The organism is Leptospiraceae bacterium (genome assembly GCA_024233835.1).
Classification (GTDB): Bacteria; Spirochaetota; Leptospiria; order Leptospirales; family Leptospiraceae; genus JACKPC01.
In genome coordinates, this window is sequence record JACKPC010000002.1 from 1,030,921 (window position 1) to 1,052,210 (window position 21,290).

Genomic DNA, 21,290 nt, shown 5'->3' on the forward strand with positions numbered 1-21,290 from the left:
TTGAAAATAAGAGAATGATATAAAGTCATAGAATCAAGAATCTTACAGGAGAGATAATTTTTGAGAGCTTTTTTAAAAGAATGCTTAAAAGGGGAAGATGGCTTCGTTGAGTTGCGTTATCACAAAAAATTGGCAAATTCGGTGACCGCAGAAAAAGGAAGAGTAGAAAACAGTCAAGTAAAAAAAAGAGCCGGAATAGGAGTTCGCGTCCTTCATAAAGGTACCTGGGGCTTTTCCTATACAGGAGAAATCAGCATAAGTTCCATCAAACAGGCCATTTCCCAGGCAAAAAGAAGTGCTGAGCTTTCTTCTTTCCTGCGACAAGAAAAAATTCAATCCCTACCTCCTGTGAAATTTGCAATTGGAGATTTTCCCGGTGAGGGAATTCAAGAGCTTCTTGATAAAAACCTTGATGATAAAATCTCACTCGTGATGAACGTAGCCGATATACATAAGTTTCCTTCCAGCCGAATCCAGAGTCTGGCCTGTTCTTATGCAGAAATTTTTGAAGAAAAAAGCATTGTTAGCACGGATGGAGCTGATTGCTATTTTTCTTATATTCGCCCTGAATTCAGAATCAATGCAGTAGCAGAAAAAGATGGAGACTTACAGGTAGGTGCAGAATCAATTGGGGTAACCGGCGGCTGGGATTGTCTATTCAAGCATAATTCAGCAGAAGAATTAAAAGAGAAAGCCTGTAAAACTGCTGTAGACCTTTTAAGCTCAAGTTTACCAAACGGTGGAAAACATACAGTTATCCTCGCCCCTTCCATTGTTGGACTATTGGTTCATGAAGCCATCGGTCATACTGTAGAAGCTGATTTTGTTTTAGCCGGTTCCGTTGCCAGGGGAAAACTGGGTACAAGGGTAGCCTCCGAACTCATCACCTTATGTGACAGCGGCCATTCGGAATTTTATAAAGGTGCAGGTGGAAGCATCCCGGTAGATGATGAAGGTGTACTGGCAGGAAGGACCTGTCTCATCGAAAAGGGTATTTTAAAATCTTATCTACACAATCGAGAAAGTGCCGCTCATTTTGGAGTCGAGCCTACCGGTTCTGCCAGAGCCTGGGAATACTCCGATGTTCCCTTAATCCGCATGAGAAACACCTATATAGAACCGGGGGAATCTTCTCTTGAAGATATGATAGCTTCCACAGATAGCGGTTTCTTATTGGAGGGGCCGAGAAACGGACAGGCTGACTCTACCGGGGAATTCATGTTTGCGGTTCAAAAAGCCCATAGAATTGAGAAGGGAAAAATTAAGGAAATGGTGAAAGGAGTCTCTGTATCCGGAATGGCGTTCGATGTCATGAAAGATGTAGATATGGTCAGTAAAGAGTTTCAGTGGGATCTGGGTTCCGGATACTGCGGAAAAGGTCAACCGGCCAAAGTCGATGCGGGAGGACCTTACTTAAGAACAAAAGTAAAATTGGGCGGACAGAAAAATGAATAAACAAGAAATTATAAATAATTTAGAGAATACCAAATCTTTCATTGCAGACTGTCTTTCAAAAGCAAAACGAGAAGGAATCGCACAGGTTGAAATCTATGCTGCTTACCATACCGGGATGGATATCAGCTTAGAGAAGAACGATTTGAATACTTCCACATTTTCTGAAGAAACCAATTATGGAATTCGTGTAATAGAAAACCACTGTCAGGGTTTTGTCACTACCAATGATAAGGCTTCTATCTACGATTCTATTCTGGATGCAAGATCTCTGGCAAAAACCCAAAACACACCGGATGAAGCCATGGAACTACCGGAAACTTCTCCCCAGATTCATGAAATAGATGGATTATATCATGAAGATATAGACTCTTTAGATATAGAAGATCTGGTTTCTGTAGTATCCCAAATTCTTAACTGGAGGAAGGAGAAATATCCTAAGATAAGCATAGACAGTGGAGATGTGTCATTTGGAAAAGGTTATAAACTAATAGCAAATACAAAAGGTCTTATGGTGTCAGAACTCAGAGCTTCCGTTTCTGCAGGGTATATGGGTATGGCCATAGATGGTGAAGATATAGGTAGCTTCGATTATGATTCTGCCATAGGTAGAAATATGGACTCCTTCCAAAAAAGCCTTACCCATTCCCTGGAAGACTTCGGAAGTAAATGTATGGGAGCCCTAAAAGCACAAACTATTAAAGGTTTCAAGGGAAATATCCTGATTCCTCCGGATAGTGTTTTTAGCTTTTTAGGAGATCTACTCTCCTCACTCACAGCTACCCAGATACGAAAGAAACGAAGTAAATTTGGAGATATGCTTAATAAAGAAGTAACTTCTCCTTTATTAAGTATTTATGAAGATCCTCATATTCCCTGCTTCCAGGGTTCCAGTGCTTTTGACAGGGAAGGTGTATCGACAAAGGAAAAAGAAATTATTCAAAAAGGAGTTCTTAAGACCTTCTTTTACAACCATTTTGAAGCGAGGAAGGCCGGTTTGGATCGTTCCAATGGAAGTGCCCTCGGCGGTTCCTCCTCGGTTCCTTACTGTGGCCCGGGACAATTGCAGGTAATGCCGGGAACAAGTTCCCTCTCTGAATTACTAAATACAAAGACAAAAACCATCCTTGTAAATCGCTTTTCCGGCTCAAGTAATTCTTCCTCAGGAGACTTTTCCGGTAGTGTAAAAGGAGGACAGCTCTTAGAAAATGGAAATAAATATCCAATCAAAGAAACCATTATTACCGGGAATATTTATAATATTCTAAAACAGATTGTTGCAGTAAGCCATGAAAGAAAACTCCTCTATTCCAGTTCCCAGGTCCCCTGGATATTAATAGAAGGTGTAGATATTACGGGAACGGATGAAGGATAACTTGTTTACAAATCCAGTAAAAGAGAATTTAGTTCGACCGGGAAATTCTTCTCTGTTTCTTTTATTGTCTTTTGAGAGTCTGGAAACTTATTTAAAAGTAAAACAAAATTGTCAGAGTGCTTTCTCTGAAATTTTATTTGAAAGTAATCCCTTACCCAAATGGACACCGGATAGCTCTGAAGGCTTACAAATCAAAGTAGGTTCAAACACCCGAATTTTTTCTTTTAAAAAACAAATAAGTAGGGAAAGCCTTCCTGATATTAAAAAAAAATGTATTAAGATTCGAAATAAAAATATAGATAAAGATCCAAGCTTAAAAATTATCCCGGGATATTTATCTTCCCATAATGTGATTCTTTCCGCAACTTCGGATGACTTTCATCGCATTTATTTACATCACGGAGTCTATGCAGAAATTATTTATAAATATGAAAAACTTCGGTACCATCCCTTACCGGAAGCAGCCAGTTTTTTTTCACAGCAGGAAGTGAAATACTTTTTCACAACCTTGAGAGAAGCTTTTATAAAATCTATTAAGGATTAAGAATATATGAATAAACTATTATTATTTCCTTTCATACTTTTACTATCCTATTTCTCCTGTAAACAGGGAAAGCTGGAAATCTCACAAACTGTTTATTGCGATAACATCACCTCTGAAGGTGAATGCAAGGAAACAACAGGAGATAAAAAACTTTATAAAATTGTCTTACCCGGCCCTAAAGAAAATGAAACTTGGGAAAATTTCTCAAATTACCTATATTTTCATTCCCGTGAAACTCCGGGTATTATTTTACGTTTTAACCGTTCTTTAAGCCTGACAGAACAAGAACTTTTACGAAAATCATTCAAAGTATATTATCACTTCAACGGGAGTCGAGGAAAAGTTGAGGGAGTCGAGTTTGGTGAGAACTGGGTAGGTATGTTCCAATACCTGGGAAGTATTATTTTAAAGAAAATGCGGGAACAAAATGAAGAAAAAACTGTTCCTAAAATTGAAAAAGTATTTCCGGCCAAACTTAGCTTCTATTATGAATCCGCCCTTTTCAAAGGCAAAGCAGATATGTCGATTGATATGCAAATGAAGGTTAAAAAAGCGGAACCCTGAATCTTACAAAAAAAGAATAAATTATGCGAAGCTTTGTTCGAACACTTATTTTCATTTTAGCAGTTGCAGGCTCGGGCTGTAAGAAGCTTAAAGTACAGAGAGTTGAAAGTGAAAAAGAATCCGGTTCTGCAGTTTCTATACGTAATTTTTCCAGGGATTCCTTTGATAAAGAAGGAAAACTTAAATGGAAACTCAAGGCAAAAGAAGCTTATATTTTTCCTAAAGAAAATAAAACAGTTTTATATTCACTGCGTTTTAAACAATTCGAAAAAGAAAAGGAACAGTCCACCATACTGGCAGATAAAGGGATTATCGACCATTCAATAAAAGTTGTATTATTAAATGGAAATATACAGGTAGATGGAGTAGAAGACCGCAAAATTATCGCAGAAGAGCTTCATTATGATTTAAATACTGAAAAGCTCTCTTCGGATAAAGAAGTTACCATCATTAGTAAAGGAACAACAATTCGGGGGAAAGGTCTACGAGCAGACAAAAATTTAAATAAATATACTATTTTAAAACCTTCTGCTATTTCTGTTAGCAACCCTTTGAAGAACAATGCCAACGAAGGTTTAAATCAATGAAAGTTATACTTTTACTACTCTTTTTCTTTTCTTCATTAAGTTTCGCAGTAGAAAATTTTCAAATTCCAATTCGCCCCCCCTATTTACTTTCTCCCCTCGAACTAAAAAAAAGCGGAACTCTGAAAATACCGGATGAAACAAAAAAAGAAGCCATTCCAACCTCCTGGGGAGGGAATTCTCTTACACAGGAAGAAAGAGAAATTATGGGTATAAAAAACAAAGTATTCACTTTAAGTGGAGGGGCCTGGATCTTACACCGCAAAGTACATTTAAGTGCAGCTACCATCGAGATAGTCGGAGAAAATGCAATATTAGGAGAACTTAAAAATGGTGTTAAGGTTGAAGACAAAGAACGTGGTGTAACTTTTTACTCAGGAAATGGACTCTACAATAAACTAACAGAAACAATTCTTCTGGAAAGAAATCCGAGACTCTACTACAAAGACAAGCAAAACAAAACCACAAAAGTAACCTGCACACGCATACAAAGGTTTATGGCGGAATCTCGAACGGAGTTGCAGGAAAATGTAATCATTGAAAATGATGATTATGTAATCTATGCAAACAAAGCCACATTTAATGAACAGGAGAAAACCTTATATCTGGATGAATATCCTTTTATATTTGGAAAAAATCTTTTCATTACGGGAAAAAAAGCTTCTTACAATAATGACTCCGGGATAACCAGGCTCGAAGAAAATACAATTCTCTTACAAAACTCTTATAAAACCAAGCCGGTAAAGTTTTCAAAAGAAAAGAAAACCGAAGAAACACCCGTCTTAGAAGAGGAAAAAAAAGAAAGAATCGTAAGTATTTTTACCGGTGACAAGCTGATCCGAGAAGATTCCGGAAAGAAGGAAGAATCTTATGCGGGTATGTTTGGACACGCCAGACTATATAGACCGGATTATGAATTTGAAGCCGAAGAAGCAAAAGCCAGGGGAGAAAAACTGGAAAATATCGAAGCAAAGAAAAATGTTGTTTTCTGGGATAAAGAAAATAAAATCAAAGTTTGGGGAAATTTTTACTCTTACAATAAAGAAGAAGACTATATGCATATAACCGAGGGAGCAAAGGTCGAATTTTTTAATAATCTTCAGGATGAAGAACCCAAAAGTACCCTGACAGCAGTAGAAATTGAGCGATTCGGTAGCCTGAAAGAAGTAGTTGCCCGTGGTAATGTTCTGATTCAGACAGAAAAGGCAACGGCCCGTGGACAATACGCCAGTTATTTGGAAGAAGAGGAAAAACTGGAACTACTCGGTGCACCGGCATTGCTGGGTAAAAATGGGGTTCTTCGCTGCGGAAAAATTATTTTATATCCCAAAACAGACAGAGCTGTGATTACCGAAGGTATAAAAGTGGAGAAAAAATGACAGATCAGAAGACTTTTCGTATGGAAAACCTCGTCAAAGTTTACAACAAGCGAAAAGTTGTAAATGGAGTCAGCTTTGAAATCAAACAGGGGGAAATTGTAGGTCTTCTCGGTCCCAACGGAGCCGGAAAAACCACTTCTTTTTATATGTCTGTAGGTTTTGTAAAACCGGACAGCGGAAAAGTTTTCATTGATGAGGAAGATGTTACCCTCGCTCCCATGTACCAGAGGGCACGAAGAGGGATTGGCTACCTGGCCCAGGAAGCCTCCATTTTCCGTAAATTAACAGTAGCTGAAAATCTGGAAGCTGTTCTTCAAACCCAGAAACTTTCCAGAGAGGAAATTGTAAAACGAAGAGATGAACTCCTCATTGAACTCCAAATTATGAGAGTAGCAAATCAAAAAGGTTTCACCCTATCGGGAGGAGAAAGACGGCGTTGCGAAATAGCCAGAGCCCTGGCTACAAGACCGAATTTCATTCTTCTGGATGAACCTTTTGCGGGGGTAGATCCCATTGCCGTAAAAGATATTCAAAATGTAATAAAAAGTTTGCGGGAAAAAGGACTCGGAATTTTAATAACAGATCATAATGTCCGTGAAACCCTTAAAATCACAGACAGGGCTTATATAATGTATAGTGGCAAGATCCTGATTTCAGGCTCTGCTATGGAATTAATTAACGACCCGGAGACGAGAAGGATTTACCTAGGAGAAGATTTCTCTCTCTAAGATAAGAGGAACATGGCTTTAGCTCAACAACTTGTCCAAAAACAGACCCAGAAACTGATCATGACTCAGGATCTGAGACAGTCTATTGAACTATTGCCCTTATCAAATCTCGAACTTTCTGAAAAAATACAATCTGAACTTATTGACAACCCCCTCCTTGAAGAAGCCTATAACCCGGAAAAACCTACTATGCCGGAGTTATATTCTGTTAGAGAAACCAAAAGTCTGGAAAAAAAAGCATCCGAAAGGAATAATGATGTTTCCCTCTACGATATTGTAAAAATGGAAGGAAGAAATGGACGGGGAGATTTTGAGGCCAGTGACCGGCACCACAGAATGATAGAATCTTCTCCCCTTTCTAAAAGTCTTTCCGATCACCTGAACGAACAGTTACTTCTCACCTCTCTTTCTGAAGAAGAAGTAAGGATAGGAGAGGTTCTCATCTCTATGCTCGATGAAAGGGGATTTATTACCCAGAGTCTGGAATCTTTATCTAAAGAAATACAGGCACCGATTTATAAGATTCATAAGGTATTAAACCAGATTCATAATTTTGATCCTCCCGGCATCGGTGCTTCCTCCATTCAAAAAACTCTTCAAATACAATCTGAAATTTTATATCCCAGAGAGAGAATGCTTCACTTATTGATAGAAGAGCACTTTGAAGACCTTGAGAAATTAGATTATAAGAAAATCAGTAAACAAATGAAAGTTTCTATTGAGAAAATAGAAGAATACACCCGTCTTATTAAAAAATTAGAACCTTTCCCCGCCACTCTTTTCATATCAAAAAAAACTGAATATGTTGTTCCTGATATTATTGTTCAGGAAAGTGAAAATGAGTTTACTATCCTGATTAATGATGAATGGATTCCCAAGCTTGAAATTAACCAGGAGTATAAAAGTTCCATCCAGAGCCTTCGGAATCCGGAGGAAAAAGAGTTTATTGTATCCAGGATGAATTCGGCTCAATGGTTGATTCGTTCGATTAACCAGAGAAGGAATACGCTTTATCGGGTAATGAACTCCATTATAGACTTTCAAATTGACTTTTTCCGGGAAGGAATTCATAAAATCCGACCCCTTACCCTTAAAGACATAGCCGAAAAACTCAGTATGCATGAGTCTACGATTTCAAGAATCACCACTAATAAATATGTTCAAACTTCCTGGGGAATTTTTGAATTAAAATGGTTCTTCTCCTCCGGTGTACGTTCTACTGAAGGTGGAAAAGAATCTTCCAAAAAAATACACGAAATCATAAAAAATCTCGTCAAAGAAGAAGACCCAAATTATCCGCTTTCCGATCAGGACATTGTGGATATTATGAGTTCAAAAGGAATTGAAATTGCAAGAAGGACGGTAGCTAAATATAGGAAAATTCTAAAAATCCTACCCTCTAATAGAAGAAAACGCATCAAAACCTTACAGGAATAACCTATGTCTACAACCAACATCACTGTTGAAAAGCTTTACAATACTCCCGAATTAAATTTGAATCTGCTTGCCGGTGAGTCAGGTCTTGGAAAAAAAATTATAAATTCAGAAATAAATCGTCCCGGTCTATCCCTCACAGGTTTTTTTGATTTTTTTGCTTTTGATAGAATCCAAATTTTTGGTAAGGGAGAATGGGCTTATTTAAATTCTATCAATGCGGAACAATTAGAAATGGTTTCTGAAAAATTTTTTAGTTACGAATTAAATTCTATCATCTTTACCCATGGAAATATCCCGCAGGAAATAATTATCCAAAACGCTTCCAAAAAAGGAATTCCTTTATTCAATAGTAATAAAACCACTCATGAATTTATCCGTTTGATTTCTGATTTTTTAAATAAGAGTCTTGCACCAAGAACTATGCGACATGGAGTTCTCATTGAAGTCTTCGGACTCGGAATTCTTCTTACCGGTAAAAGCGGTGTAGGAAAAAGTGAAACAGCCTTAGAACTAATCGAAAGAGGACACAGACTTGTCGCTGATGATATGGTCGAAATCAGAAGATATTCTGAAAACTCAATCTTAGGTACCTGTTCCGACATTATACGCCACCATATGGAGATTCGTGGACTCGGAATTGTAAATATAAAGGATATATTTGGTGCGGGTTCCGTTCGAGAACAGAAATATATAGATCTTATAATTACTATAGAAGAGTGGAGCGAAGAAAGCGACTATGACAGAACCGGCCTGGACGAAAAATGTGAGGAAATATTGGGAGTCAAAATTCCAGTCTTAAAAATCCCGATAAAACCCGGAAGAAATCTTCCTATCATTGTCGAAACTGCTGCCATGAATCAGAGATTGAAAAAAATGGGAAATCATGCAGCCAGGGAATTTAATCAACACATCAGCCAGCACATGAAGGAGAAAAAGCATTGAAAAAAATCGAATTAGAACTCAATGAAGCCTCAGATGGTATGCATATTAGACCGGCCTCTGAATTTGTAAAGGTAGCTTCCCGCTTTCCCTGTGAAGTCATGGTAATAAAAGATGATGTGGAAGTAAACGGAAAAAGTATTATGGGTTTAATGATGCTTGCTATTGCCCCAGGAGACAAATTTACGATCACTACAGAAGGGGAAAAGGAAGAAGAAGCAATGGACGCATTAAAAGAAATGATAGAAAAAAACTTCCCAACTTAGGCTTAATATGGAATTTTTCAAACGTTTACATTCGGGAGAACTAAAGTATTATCTTCGAGATTTATATATTTTCCTTTTTAGTGTTTTCATATCTATCGTTCTTGCAGAAACTCTTATATTCAATAGCTCGGAAAAAAATGATGTAGTTGATAAAATTTTTGTTTATATCTATTTTATATTCCCTTTGTTTTCTCTGTCCCTCATAGGTTCTTATGTCTATAGAAGTAGCCGTATCCGTAAAACCGGTAAAGTAAGGAGCATTATTCGTTACCGAATCACTCTTGCATTTATTTTTGTTTCCATACTCCCCTCTATTCCCATTTTTCTCCTTTCCTCCAATGTTGTAGGAAAACTTGTTGAGAGCTTCTATAGAATTGATATATCCGACGCACTGAAATCTGCTGTTCACAACATTAATATGCTCGAAGAAAGGGACAGGCAAATACTGATAAAAAAACTCAGTCTTTTAAAAAAAGAACTCAGAGAAACTGAGATAACAGAAGAACAAATACAAAAAGTAGCTATTGAAATTAAATTGAATGAAATTGAAGATTTATACTTTTGCATTCTATTCAAAGATAAACTGGTGATGGAAAATAAAAGTATTTACAATAACTTGCAGGTCGATGATTTTAAAGATAGCCCGAGACCCTCTTTCCAGATTGCGAACCTTTATAAAACAGGTATTGCTTATGTACTGGTTAAAACTAAAATTGATAACACTGACTATTCGGTTTTAGTTGGAAAGCGAGTTCATAAAGGAAATGAAAGTACCGTCTATAATACTATCTTTACCGAACAGTCTTACAACGCGACCAATCTCTGGAAATCCAAGGTACCCTTTACCCTGCGTTTATCTCTCGGAATTTTTACTATCATCATTTTTGGTATTTCCATCCTACTCTCTTTTATTATGGCAAGACAAATTTCGCGCCCTATCGTACAATTGGCTTACGCAACCCAGATGGTTTCCAAGGGAGAAACCGATGTATTTCTAAACTTGAAAGAAGAAGGGGAAATGGGAATCCTTATAGATTCTTTCAATCAAATGACCCGGGACTTAAAAACCAAAAATGAAGAGATCATCCATATCCAGAGAATTGCTGCCTGGAAAGAAGTAGCCCAGAGGATGGCCCACGAAATAAAAAACCCTTTAACGCCAATTCAACTCTCTGCTGAAAGAATTCGCAAAAAACTGGATAGTCAGGATAAAGAAAGCTTTCGAAATGTTGTATTAGATGGAACAAATACAATCATCGGACAGGTAAAGGTTCTGGAGCATCTGGTAAAAGAGTTTTCTGAATTTGCCAGGATGCCCACACCCATTCTCGTTAACCAGCCTCTAAATCCTTTGATCGAAGAAGCAGTAAACCTGTTCAAGGATACACCCAACATTCGGTTTGAACTAAATCTTTCCAGAAATCTTCCCGAAGTTTTTATTGATAGAAAACTCTTTTTAGGCGTCATCAATAATTTAATAAAAAATGCAGTGGAGGCCATTCAAAACTCCATGATAGAACTGGAAATTACTGAATTTCAGGGAATCATTCGCTTAAGAACCCGATTAGAAAAAAAATATCTGCATAAATATGTGGTTTTAAGTGTAGAAGATAACGGACCCGGCATTCCGATGCATATTCGTCAGAAAATCTTTGAACCCTATTTTTCCACCAAAGAAAGTCACGGAACAGGAATCGGTCTCGCAATCGTTAAAAAAACAGTCTTTGATCACCAGGGAAGAATCAGTATTGAAAATACTTCTCTGGGTGGAGGCCATTTTAAAATCGAGTTGCCAATAGCCAATTCTTCAAAATAGAATAATCAATGAGGTAGGGAAAGGGTGAAAAAATCAAAAATATATATAGTAGACGATGAAAGAGAAATTAGAAAAACTCTCCGGAATATCCTTGAAGATGAAAACTTTGAAGTAGATGACTTCGCCAATGGTAAAACTCTCCTCAAAGTACTACCTAAGGAAAGGCCCTCCCTGCTTCTTTTAGACGTCTGGCTCGGAAAAGATGATGGACTCGATGTTTTAGAAGAATGTAAAAAAATCTATCCTACTTTGCCGGTTGTAATGATTTCCGGTCACGGTACGATTGAGCTGGCTGTCAGTGCGACTAAAAAAGGAGCCTTTGACTTCTTAGAAAAACCCCTTTCCCTACAAAAGGTTCTGGACACTATCCATTCTGCTTTAAAGAAAAATGAAAAAACGGAAATTCCGGACGTTATCCTCGAATACGACCCGATTATCGGAGAATCATCGGCCATAAAAAAAGTTAAGTTTGCGATTTCCCAGGCTGCTTCCACCAACGCCAGAGTATTTATTTATGGTGAAAACGGAACCGGAAAAGAACTGGTAGCCCGTTCTATTTACCAGAACTCCAAACGAAAAGACAAACCCTATATAGAAATTAACTGCGCAGCAATTCCCGAAGAACTCATTGAATCCGAGCTATTCGGCTATGAAAAAGGAGCCTTTACCGGGGCTGCCGAAAAGCGAATCGGGAAATTTGAATCGGCCAATCATGGCACCCTTTTCTTAGATGAGATTTGTGATATGTCTCTTTCTACCCAGGCCAAGGTTTTACGTATTTTACAGGAACAGAGGTTCGAAAAGCTGGGAAGCAGCGATACAATTACGGTAGATGTTCGGGTAATTGCTGCAACGAACATCCCCGTAGAAGATGCTATCCGGGAAGGCCGCTTCCGGGAAGACCTCTACTACAGACTCAACGTGATTCCTATTATCATTCCTCCCCTGCGGGAGAGAAGAGAAGACATTCCCCTGCTCCTCGACTTTTACATGAAAGAAATTGCTGAATTCAATGGAATTGAAGCCAAAATGATGGATAACGAAGCCGTATCTATCCTTACCAATCACTTCTGGCCGGGAAATATACGAGAATTAAAGAACGTTGTAGAGCGTTTGAGCATTATGACCATAGGAAATACAATCAAAGGAAAGGATACAAAAGATGCTCTCATTGGTTTTAAAAAAGCCGAGGAAATTTTTCAGCAGGGGGACCTAAAAAAGGCCAAGGAAGAGTTCGAGAGGCAGTATATCATCAAATCCCTGCAAATGAACGAAGGAAATGTGAGTAAAACATCTAAAATCCTCGGAGTAGAAAGAACCCATCTATATAGAAAAATTAAATCCTTAAATATTCAGATTGACAACCTTTCCGAATAGAGTCACTTTTTAATTTGAAGCAGTAAGCTGGTTTCAGTAACTGTCGATAATAGAAACATGGCAATAGGTAGGTCGGACTCATTACAGGAATTAATTACCCTGATGGAAACCATTTATGGAGAAACCATCATCGGTTCTGATATTAATCTGATAAAACACCTATTCTACTATCTGAAATCCGAAAATTCCGAATTTGATATTGAATACGAAGAACGCCTGATGCCGGTTCGAGTAGAAACGGTTTCTGCCGAATCGGTCACCCTGAATGTTCTCGGTTTTGAAGACCAGGGTACCAGACGGGCAAAGATTCGTTTTGAAGTCATTAACGTACTCTATGTCTTTGAAGTCATTATCAATGAGATTAAAGACAATTTGGTAACGATTCGAATCCCTACCGAACTACAATCCGCTGAAATGAGAAAACACAGGCGGGTAGGTTGTGATGACCTTTTCATGAACTTTATCATCCTGTTTCGCTCTTACAAAGGAGGACAATATATTTCAGGAGATAATATCTATGCAGAAAGAAGGTTTACCCATCTTTTTCGTGAGATAAAATATGATGAGCCCAACTTAAAGCTCATGAACCTGATGCTTACCGATTACGTTATGAGAATTTCCTCGGAATACGAAATTGTAATATACAAAGAAAGTAATCCGGATTCGGATATTGTGCCCAGACTTATCTCCTGGTTTCAAAACGCACAGATGCCGGAGTATGATAGCCGGGAATACGAGAGCTCAAATTTAAAAGAAAGAAAGGAAAAATACTTTAAAGACAAGCTTGAACCTGAAATCATAAGGCGCTTACTCTCTAAAGAGTTAAATTCTATTTATATACAGGATTGTTCCAGTATCGATAGCTACATTCGTTCTCTAAATCATCCAAGTTTAATCTCTTATAATGAATTCTATCAAGAAATTTCAGATTTAAGTGATGAAATGGAAGCCTATAGCATCATGGAAAATTTTCAAAAAAAGGAAGACAAAGACTTTTTTGTTTCCTACATCATATCTCCGATTACCCTCTTCGATAAAGTAATCGGTCATATCAAAGTATACACAACCCACATGGACAAGCATATCCTTACAAATTATGATGCTGAGTATATCCATGAGATGACTGAAATTTCAAGCTACGGTTTTACAAAAATTGCTATCAAGGGAAACCGTTTTAATATGCTATACACCAATACAAAAATTGTAGACATTAGTATTACCGGTTTGCGTTTTGAGATTTATGATGAAAAACTCTTTCAATATCTACACAAGCATAATACAATAAAAATGTATATCCCCATTGGCCCGAGGACTCTGGTAATTAACGGGGAAATCGTGCGTTACGAACCTTCCTACGACGTATATCGCATGGGAGTAAATTTCTTCTCTTCTAACCCGGATGATATGAAAATCCTGGAAAACTATATCTATGAAAAGAAAGGAAATATACTCTCCGAATAGTCTTTCGATTTTTCCGGGGAGAAAGCGAGCCACCGATGGTTCGCCTGCGGGGAAAAAACAATCCCGGCCTCTTTGAAAATTCATGTTAGAGAAATTTTATTTTTATAGCTTTTTACTCTTCCTTTTAAGTTTCCCCCTATCGGTAAGTATATCTCAGAGTTTTGCGGTTTTATCGATTCTCTTTTATGCTTCCCTCTTAATAAAACAAAAAAATATACCCAAACTTCCCCTGCCTTTTTATATACTTTTATTTTATTTTCTTAGCTACATTCCTTCTCTTATCTACCATTTTCAGGAATATCCCGATGAAGCATGGAAACTTTTAAAAACTTCCGAGCTTTCCGATATCTGGATGTGCTTCATCCTTCCTGTGGCTTATAAACTTTTTCAAGATAAGCAAAAAAGAAAACTGATTCTCTATATATTCTTCTTTTCCTTTTTCCTATTATTTCTTTCCGGTTTTATTTCTCTCTTCACACCCTTTCGTCTTGCCTATTATATTCGGGATGGTTTTAAAGTTTTACCGGGAGTTCGTTTACAACATTTAGCAGGTCGCACATTCGGAATTGTTACCTACCTTCCTCTCGGACTTATGAATACACACCTGACCTACGGGGGCCTTTTGAGCCTATTTCTTCCCGGAATAGGTTTTTATAGCCTGCACTCTATTTATAAAAATTTCAGACAAAGTAAATTCAGCTATATTTTTTTCCTACTGCTTCTATTAGTACCTGCCCTATTCGTCTTCTTTTATAACCAGTCCCGGTCTGCCTGGTTAGGACTTGTCTTTTCTGTTTGTTTTACTTTAATTTCCATCAGAACTCTTAGAATATTTTTATTCAAACCTATCGTTCTTTTTAGTTTTATTTCACTATTAGTTCTCGGAATTTTTTCTGCATCTATCCTGATTGAAAAAAACTGGATGCTAAAGCGAGCCTTTCAGCAATTAAACAAAAAAAACAGTACAGAAAACCAGAGATATTTTATTTATAGGTTTAGCTTAAAAATTGTCCAAAACTCTCCTCTATTGGGTGCAGGCCCCGGACGGTTTCGTATCGAGCATGAAATGGCTTCTCAAGAGATGGTAAAAAAGCAGGAACAACTCTGGTATGAAAGTTCGATTACTCCAAGGGGTCATGCACACCACGATATTCTTCACTCACAGGCAAGCGGGGGAATTCTCGCTTCTTTTCTTTTATTTCTTTTCTGGTATCAATTATTTTCCGGCCTTATTTATTCCCGATTCAACTCTTATCTTCTTCTTTTTTCAGGAATCCTCAGTTTATATGTGGCAGGTTTCTTCCAGTGTTATTTTCAGGATGATGAAGTCCTGCTTCCCTTTCTGACTTTTACCGGCTTCTATTTAGCATCGATAAAAAGTAGAAAAACACATTTTTCTTTCCCCTTACTTCTAATACTATTTCTTCTTCTTTTTTCCTCTGTCGGACTCATCCTGTATCGAAATATTCCTTCTCCTTCGGAAGTTTATGAAAGGAAAATATTTACCGGTACACAGGAAGAGAAAGAAGCTTATGGAAAAAGTTTAAAAGGTCTTACCGCTAAATTACCTTCCTCAAAAGCCAAATCAGGCTTTCGGCTGGAGGGCTGCTTAAATCAACGATTTGGAAATCCCATTCTTCCGAGAAAGGAAGACTATTCTATCGCTCTGACGATTCCAAAAAATGCAGCTAATCCGCCTCAGTCTGTCAGGGTTCAGGCCTGGGAAAGAGATGCTTTCGATCAGGATAAAGAATATAAAGCTCACGAGCTACGTCACCTGAAAGACTACTATTTTGAGCTTCATACCGGCCGAAATATTCTGACATTTCCCGGTCTTCTTTCCGCAGAAGGTTCAGTAGCCTTTCCTGAGAATGTTTACTTTCGAGACTTTACCTTTCTTTTTCAGGTAAACGAATCGGAACCTATTTTCTCAATTCCTCAAATAGACCCCGGAGAACTCTGCAATGCAAAATAAGGATATACCTCCTGCTCCTTCAAATACAAAAACTATTAGGAAGAAATAAATTGATTTGTTTAAGCGGCTATAAAATCACACAAGAACTATTTGAAAGTACATCCACAATCATATATAGAGGATTTCGCGAATCGGATAATCAAGCAGTGATTTTAAAACTATTAAAAAAAGAATACCCCGCTCCGGAAGATATAGCCCGTTTTAAAGGAGAATTTGAATTAACAAAGAGTTTAAGAATAGAAGGAGTTATTAAAGCCTACAGCCTGGAAAAATACAAAAACACTTTTGTTATGATTCTGGAAGATTTTGGCGGGGAATCACTGAAAAATCAGATAGGTTCAAAAAAATTCATGTTAGAAAAACTCCTAAGGCTTGCTATACATCTAACAGAAACCCTCGAAGAAATCCATAAGAATCATGTAATACATAAAGATATTAATACAAGTAATATTATATGGAACCCAAAGACCGATCAAATTAAAATCATCGACTTTGGTATTTCTACCAGGTTATCCAGAGTAACTCCCAGACTATTAAACCCGGATATACTGGAAGGGACTCTGCCATATATTTCACCCGAACAAACAGGACGCATGAACCGAACTTTAGATTATCGCACAGATTTCTATTCACTGGGTGTAACCTTCTATGAAATATTAACCGGTCAATTGCCTTTTTTATCTTTAGACCCCATAGAGCTTGTGCATAACCACATAGCAAAAGAACCTCCGGATCCCCGTAAATTAAACCCCAAGTTACCTCTCTGTCTTTCCAAAATCATCTTAAAACTTATGGCAAAGACAGCAGAAGAACGGTACCAAACGGCTTATGGTTTAAAGTGCGATCTTTTACAATGCCTGGAACATTTACAGGAAAATAAATTTGATTCAGACTTTTCACTCGGACTAAAAGATATATCCGATCAATTTCAGGTACCACAGAAATTATATGGGAGAGAAAAAGAAATAAGGAGTCTAATTCAGGCATTTGAAGATATTACCACAGGCAACACGAATCTATTACTGGTAGCCGGGTACTCAGGTGTAGGAAAATCAGCATTGGTAAACGAAGTTCATAAGTCTATATCCAAAAAGAATGGCTATTTTATCGATGGAAAATTTGAACAATTTCAAAGAAATATTCCTTATAGTGCTTTAATTCGATCTTTTAATCTACTAACCCAACAACTTCTTGGTGAATCAAAAAGTCATTTAGAGTATTGGAAAAAAAGACTCCTCGATAACCTTGGTTCTAATGGACAAATTATCATTGATTTGATTCCGGAAATGGAACAAATTATAGGTAAGCAAGATCCGCTTGTAGATTTAAATCCTACAGACTCCCAAAATCGATTCATCATAACTTTTCAAAACTTAATTAAAGCACTTGTCGGACCGGAGCATCCCCTTGTATTTTTTTTAGATGACCTGCAATGGGTTGATGTTCCAACTTTAAATCTGATCCAAAATCTGCTGACTTCAAAAGACATTCAGTATTTGCTTATCATCGGGGCCTATCGGGATAATGAAGTAAGTGAAGGACATCCCTTAAATATCTGTCTGGATGAAATCCAGAAAACAAAATCCATCATTAAATTGATTCTCGAACCTCTAAAGGGAGATACGGTAAATCAAATTCTTTCAGAAACACTTCACCACCCCAAGGAAAAAACGAGAACTCTATCAGAATTAATATACAAAAAGACAGAAGGAAATCCTTTTTTTGTAAACACTCTACTAAAAACTCTTTACCAGGAAGAACATATCAAGTTTTTATATGATAAAGGTTCCTGGGATTGGAGTATTGATGAAATTCAAAAAATGCAGGTGAGTGATAATGTAGTAGAATTTATGATTCTCGAATTAAAAAAACTTCCCTTAGAAACAGGGGAAGCTCTTCAGCTTGCCTCCTGTATAGGAAATCAATTTGATTTAAAAACACTTTCTTTAATTTCTAAAAAATCATCACATGAAGTTGCAGGTATGCTCTGGGAAGCAATACATAAGAACATTCTAATTCCTTTAGATACTCAGTACCACCTATTTCAATCAAAATCAGAAAATGACATAGATAATTTGGATTTTGAAGTATATTACAAATTTTCCCACGATAGAGTTCAGCAGGCAGCGAATTCTTTAATAGATTCGGAGAAAGCAAAGGATATTCATTTAGCCATCGGAAGAATTATGCAGGTACAGGTGGAAAAGGAAAACCAGGAGGAAAAGCTTATAGAAATGGTAGGGCATTTGAATGAAGCGAGAACCCTGATTACAGACCCTCTTGAAAGGGAAGAATTGGTTCGCTTCAACTTAAATGCTGCAAAAAAAGCAAAAGCTTCCACAGCCTACAGAGCTGCCCTGGAATACCTGGCAATCGGAAAAGAACTATTAAAGAAAGATTGTTGGAATATTCAATATGACTTAACCTTTGATATATATAAGGAATATGCGGCCTGTGCTTATTTATGTGGAGAATTTGAACAGGGAGAAGTTCATAGTGATGAAATGCTTATACATTCGAAAACACGACTGGAAAAAGTTAAAATACGCTCCATGCAATTATTACAATATTCTTATAGTCGAAAAATGGAAGAAGCAAATCATGCAGGGATCCTTGGCTTACAACTTCTTGGAATTAAAATTTCCAATCGACCGAGTATGCTTTCAATTTTAATAGAACTTCTTATAACCAAAAAAAATCTGGGTAAACGTAAAATCGAAGACTTAATTAATCAAGCTCCTATAACCGATCCGGAAATTAAGTTAGCAATGAAAATCCTGATAGATTTTATCCCCCCGGCTTTCCTTACCGGAAATTCTAACTTGTTTGCTTTAACAGTATTAAAGCAGACCAATTTATCTTTAATACACGGAAGTAGTCCCGAATCAGCTTCGGCCTATGTTAGCTATGCTGTCTTATTGGCAGGTCTGGGTGATTTGTATTCCTCTAATGAGTTCGGGCTTCTGGCAATGAAGTTAAACGAACGCTTCCGGGATCTCGAAGGAAAATGTAGAACTCTAACTCTCTATACTATATTTTGTCATAGCTGGAATCATCATTGGAAGACCCTTCCCGCATTATTTAACAGGGCAATTGAGGCAGGTTTACAGTCAGGAGATTTTCTCTTCATGGCTCATTCCTGTAACCATATACTTCTCTGGGATCAGGAAAGTCAATTGGATATGGTTATTGAAAAATATAACAAATATATTATATTGATAGAAAACACCGGGTATTATGATGCAAAGGAGATGATTTTATCCCATCAAAACTTTCGACTGAGTTTAAGAAATGGACTTTCCATTGATTCCTCAGAGGAAGAAAATGCGAGACTGGAACGAATGAAAGAAAGTAAATTCATTACAGGTGTTGCTATTTCCCATTTATACCAGCTTCTTACTTTTTTTACCTTCGATGACTTCGCTAAAGCTTCATATCATAGTCAGGAAGGAGAAAAAGTGATACAGTCTCTTGCCGGTGCACTTTTTATTTTAGAATACACACTTTATTCCTTTCTAAGTTATGCAGTTTTAATTCCCCAAATGGTCTTTGTTAAGAAGAACCAGGCCTGGAAAAAAATTCGGAAATATTATAAACAAATGAAAAAATGGGCCAGGCATAATCCTGTGAACTTTCTTCATTTAAAACTTCTAATGGAGGCAGAAATAGCCCGACTCCAAAATAAAAATGCAAAAGCCGGAAGGCTATATGATGAAGCCATTTCTCAGGCTCAAAAAAATGAGTATCCACGTTATGAAACCCTTATAAATGAATTAGCAGGAAAATTTTACTTTTCTTTAAAACAGGAAAAATTTGCAACTGTTTATCTTAAAGAAGCCCATTATGGATATACACGTTGGGGAGCTTTTGGAAAAGCTCAGCAATTAGAGAAACTATATTCTCAATTAGTTACAAAAACAGAATCAAGAAAGGCTCTACAGGAGACTATTATTTCAACAAGCTCTTCCATATTGGGAAGTTTAAATAAAAATTCTCTGGATTTAAACTCTGTGATGAAAGCCTCACAAACGATTTCAGAAGAGATTACCCAGGAAAGTCTATTGAGAAAAATGATCAAAGTTCTTATGGAAAACGCCGGGGCCCAAAAAAGTTTTCTACTATTAAATCACAACGGCAATTTAAATATTGAAGCAGAAGGAATGATTGAAAATGAAACTATTATTTACCCTCAAAGGATTTCCATTGATTCTTTAGACTTAGAAAAACAAAATCTTCTCTCTCTATCCATAGTAAGATACGTTGAAAAAATAGAAAAACCGGTAGTTTTATCAGATGCGTCAAAGGAAGGACTATTCACCGAAGACTCTTACGTACTTGCAAAACAACCCAAATCAATATTATGTGCACCTATCCTTCATCAGAATAAGCTCATGGGCATCATCTATCTTGAAAATAATCTGACTAAAGGTGCATTTACACAGGAAAGATTGGAAATTTTAAAGATCTTATCATCCCAGGCTGCCATTTCTATAGAAAATGCCAGGCTCTATAATTATATGGAAAGCTTGGTAGAAGAAAGAACAACCCAATTAAATATTTCCCTCAGAAAGTTAGAAGAAAACCACCTTGAACTGCAATCGGCTCATAGAAATCTTCAGGAAACTCAGGCACAACTGGTTCAATCTGAAAAAATGGCAAGTCTCGGAACCCTGGTTTCCGGGGTGGCACACGAGATCAACAATCCCGTAAATTTCATTTATGTTCACGCGAAAACAATGAAAGAGGACGTACAGAAATTCAATAAATTTCTTTCTGAACTTTTATTAGAAGAGAGAGAGATTTTAGACTATTGTAACAAGCAATTTGAGAATTTTTTTACGTCTCTTTCTGATATTACAGAAGGCTCGGAAAGAATTCAAGTAATCGTTCAGGATTTAAAGAATTTTTCAAGATTAAATGAAGCAGAAACAAAAAAAGTCAAAATTTCAGAAGGAATTGAGTCAACTCTAAGAATTGTGATGACGCAATACAATCATAATGTGAATTTCGAGGTAAATTATATAGATGATCCTGAGATTGACTGTAGACCGGCCCAATTAAATCAGGTTTTTTTAAACATTATGAATAATGCTTGCCAGGCCATTATTATAAAATCCAAAACCCAAAATATTACAGAGAAAGGAAAATTACTGATTGAATTATATGAATCCGATTCCAAATTAGCCATATTATTCAAAGATACAGGCTGCGGAATGAAACAAGAAACAATTGATAAAATGTTCGATCCCTTTTTCACCACAAAACCTGTCGGACAGGGAACCGGTCTTGGGATGTCCGTTTCTCATAATATTATCAAAAAACATGGCGGCCACTTTGAAGTCTCTTCACAGGTTAACGAAGGAACACAAATCATAGTTTATCTACCGATTTAA

Annotated in this window: 15 protein-coding genes; all 15 read left to right on the top strand. The window is 37.1% G+C overall.

Annotated elements, in window-relative coordinates:
• The first annotated feature begins 60 nt into the window (after positions 1-60).
• The 15 genes from H7A25_13890 (at position 61) to H7A25_13960 (ending at position 21,290) form a co-directional block, all read left to right on the top strand.
• Positions 61-1,455 (top strand): TldD/PmbA family protein, encoded by a 1,395-nt coding sequence (locus H7A25_13890; GenBank protein MCP5500993.1) that lies wholly within the window; start codon positions 61-63, stop codon positions 1,453-1,455.
• Complete coding sequence (locus H7A25_13895) at positions 1,448-2,827, top strand: TldD/PmbA family protein (protein ID MCP5500994.1); 1,380 nt, start codon at positions 1,448-1,450, stop codon at positions 2,825-2,827. Before H7A25_13890 ends, H7A25_13895 begins: the two co-directional genes overlap by 8 nt.
• 1 nt (position 2,828) lies before the next feature.
• Positions 2,829-3,371: a DUF4416 family protein gene (locus tag H7A25_13900; protein ID MCP5500995.1), complete on the top strand. Its 543-nt coding sequence runs from the start codon at positions 2,829-2,831 to the stop codon at positions 3,369-3,371.
• Positions 3,372-3,377: 6 nt separating this feature from the next.
• A complete protein-coding gene (locus tag H7A25_13905) occupies positions 3,378-3,935 on the top strand; it encodes a hypothetical protein (protein ID MCP5500996.1) in 558 nt (185 codons plus the stop codon).
• 23 nt (positions 3,936-3,958) lie between these two features.
• Positions 3,959-4,522, top strand: coding sequence for an LPS export ABC transporter periplasmic protein LptC (lptC, locus tag H7A25_13910; GenBank protein ID MCP5500997.1), 564 nt, complete (start codon positions 3,959-3,961; stop codon positions 4,520-4,522).
• The gene (locus H7A25_13915; protein ID MCP5500998.1) at positions 4,519-5,898 is read left to right on the top strand and encodes a hypothetical protein; all 1,380 of its coding nucleotides are present in this window, start codon (positions 4,519-4,521) and stop codon (positions 5,896-5,898) included. The genes lptC and H7A25_13915 overlap by 4 nt, the downstream gene beginning before the upstream one ends.
• Positions 5,899-5,918: 20 nt before the next feature.
• Positions 5,919-6,626 carry an LPS export ABC transporter ATP-binding protein gene (lptB, locus tag H7A25_13920; protein ID MCP5500999.1) on the top strand — a complete coding sequence of 236 codons (708 nt, stop codon included), beginning with the start codon at positions 5,919-5,921 and terminating at the stop codon, positions 6,624-6,626.
• 12 nt (positions 6,627-6,638) lie between these two features.
• A complete protein-coding gene (gene rpoN / locus H7A25_13925) occupies positions 6,639-8,063 on the top strand; it encodes an RNA polymerase factor sigma-54 (protein MCP5501000.1) in 1,425 nt (474 codons plus the stop codon).
• Positions 8,064-8,066: 3 nt separating this feature from the next.
• Positions 8,067-9,005 (top strand): HPr kinase/phosphorylase, encoded by a 939-nt coding sequence (locus tag H7A25_13930; protein ID MCP5501001.1) that lies wholly within the window; start codon positions 8,067-8,069, stop codon positions 9,003-9,005.
• A 38-nt stretch (positions 9,006-9,043) separates the two neighbouring features.
• The gene (locus tag H7A25_13935) at positions 9,044-9,268 is read left to right on the top strand and encodes an HPr family phosphocarrier protein (GenBank protein ID MCP5501002.1); all 225 of its coding nucleotides are present in this window, start codon (positions 9,044-9,046) and stop codon (positions 9,266-9,268) included.
• Between the two features lie 7 nt (positions 9,269-9,275).
• Positions 9,276-11,084 carry a HAMP domain-containing protein gene (locus H7A25_13940; GenBank protein MCP5501003.1) on the top strand — a complete coding sequence of 603 codons (1,809 nt, stop codon included), beginning with the start codon at positions 9,276-9,278 and terminating at the stop codon, positions 11,082-11,084.
• A 24-nt stretch (positions 11,085-11,108) separates the two neighbouring features.
• Positions 11,109-12,461 carry a sigma-54-dependent Fis family transcriptional regulator gene (locus tag H7A25_13945; protein ID MCP5501004.1) on the top strand — a complete coding sequence of 451 codons (1,353 nt, stop codon included), beginning with the start codon at positions 11,109-11,111 and terminating at the stop codon, positions 12,459-12,461.
• A gap of 57 nt (positions 12,462-12,518) precedes the next feature.
• Positions 12,519-13,922 carry a DUF1577 domain-containing protein gene (locus H7A25_13950; GenBank protein MCP5501005.1) on the top strand — a complete coding sequence of 468 codons (1,404 nt, stop codon included), beginning with the start codon at positions 12,519-12,521 and terminating at the stop codon, positions 13,920-13,922.
• 82 nt (positions 13,923-14,004) lie between these two features.
• Positions 14,005-15,897: an O-antigen ligase family protein gene (locus H7A25_13955; protein MCP5501006.1), complete on the top strand. Its 1,893-nt coding sequence runs from the start codon at positions 14,005-14,007 to the stop codon at positions 15,895-15,897.
• A gap of 50 nt (positions 15,898-15,947) precedes the next feature.
• A complete protein-coding gene (locus H7A25_13960; GenBank protein MCP5501007.1) occupies positions 15,948-21,290 on the top strand; it encodes an AAA family ATPase in 5,343 nt (1,780 codons plus the stop codon).

Coding starts and splice junctions, on each gene's coding strand:
- H7A25_13950 (MCP5501005.1), top strand. CDS start 12,519: ATGGCAATAGGTAGGTCGGACTCATTACAGGAATTAATTACCCTGATG.
- H7A25_13895 (MCP5500994.1), top strand. CDS start 1,448: ATGAATAAACAAGAAATTATAAATAATTTAGAGAATACCAAATCTTTC.
- lptB (MCP5500999.1), top strand. CDS start 5,919: ATGGAAAACCTCGTCAAAGTTTACAACAAGCGAAAAGTTGTAAATGGA.
- H7A25_13940 (MCP5501003.1), top strand. CDS start 9,276: ATGGAATTTTTCAAACGTTTACATTCGGGAGAACTAAAGTATTATCTT.
- rpoN (MCP5501000.1), top strand. CDS start 6,639: ATGGCTTTAGCTCAACAACTTGTCCAAAAACAGACCCAGAAACTGATC.
- H7A25_13935 (MCP5501002.1), top strand. CDS start 9,044: ATGCATATTAGACCGGCCTCTGAATTTGTAAAGGTAGCTTCCCGCTTT.
- H7A25_13930 (MCP5501001.1), top strand. CDS start 8,067: ATGTCTACAACCAACATCACTGTTGAAAAGCTTTACAATACTCCCGAA.
- lptC (MCP5500997.1), top strand. CDS start 3,959: ATGCGAAGCTTTGTTCGAACACTTATTTTCATTTTAGCAGTTGCAGGC.
- H7A25_13955 (MCP5501006.1), top strand. CDS start 14,005: ATGTTAGAGAAATTTTATTTTTATAGCTTTTTACTCTTCCTTTTAAGT.
- H7A25_13915 (MCP5500998.1), top strand. CDS start 4,519: ATGAAAGTTATACTTTTACTACTCTTTTTCTTTTCTTCATTAAGTTTC.
- H7A25_13905 (MCP5500996.1), top strand. CDS start 3,378: ATGAATAAACTATTATTATTTCCTTTCATACTTTTACTATCCTATTTC.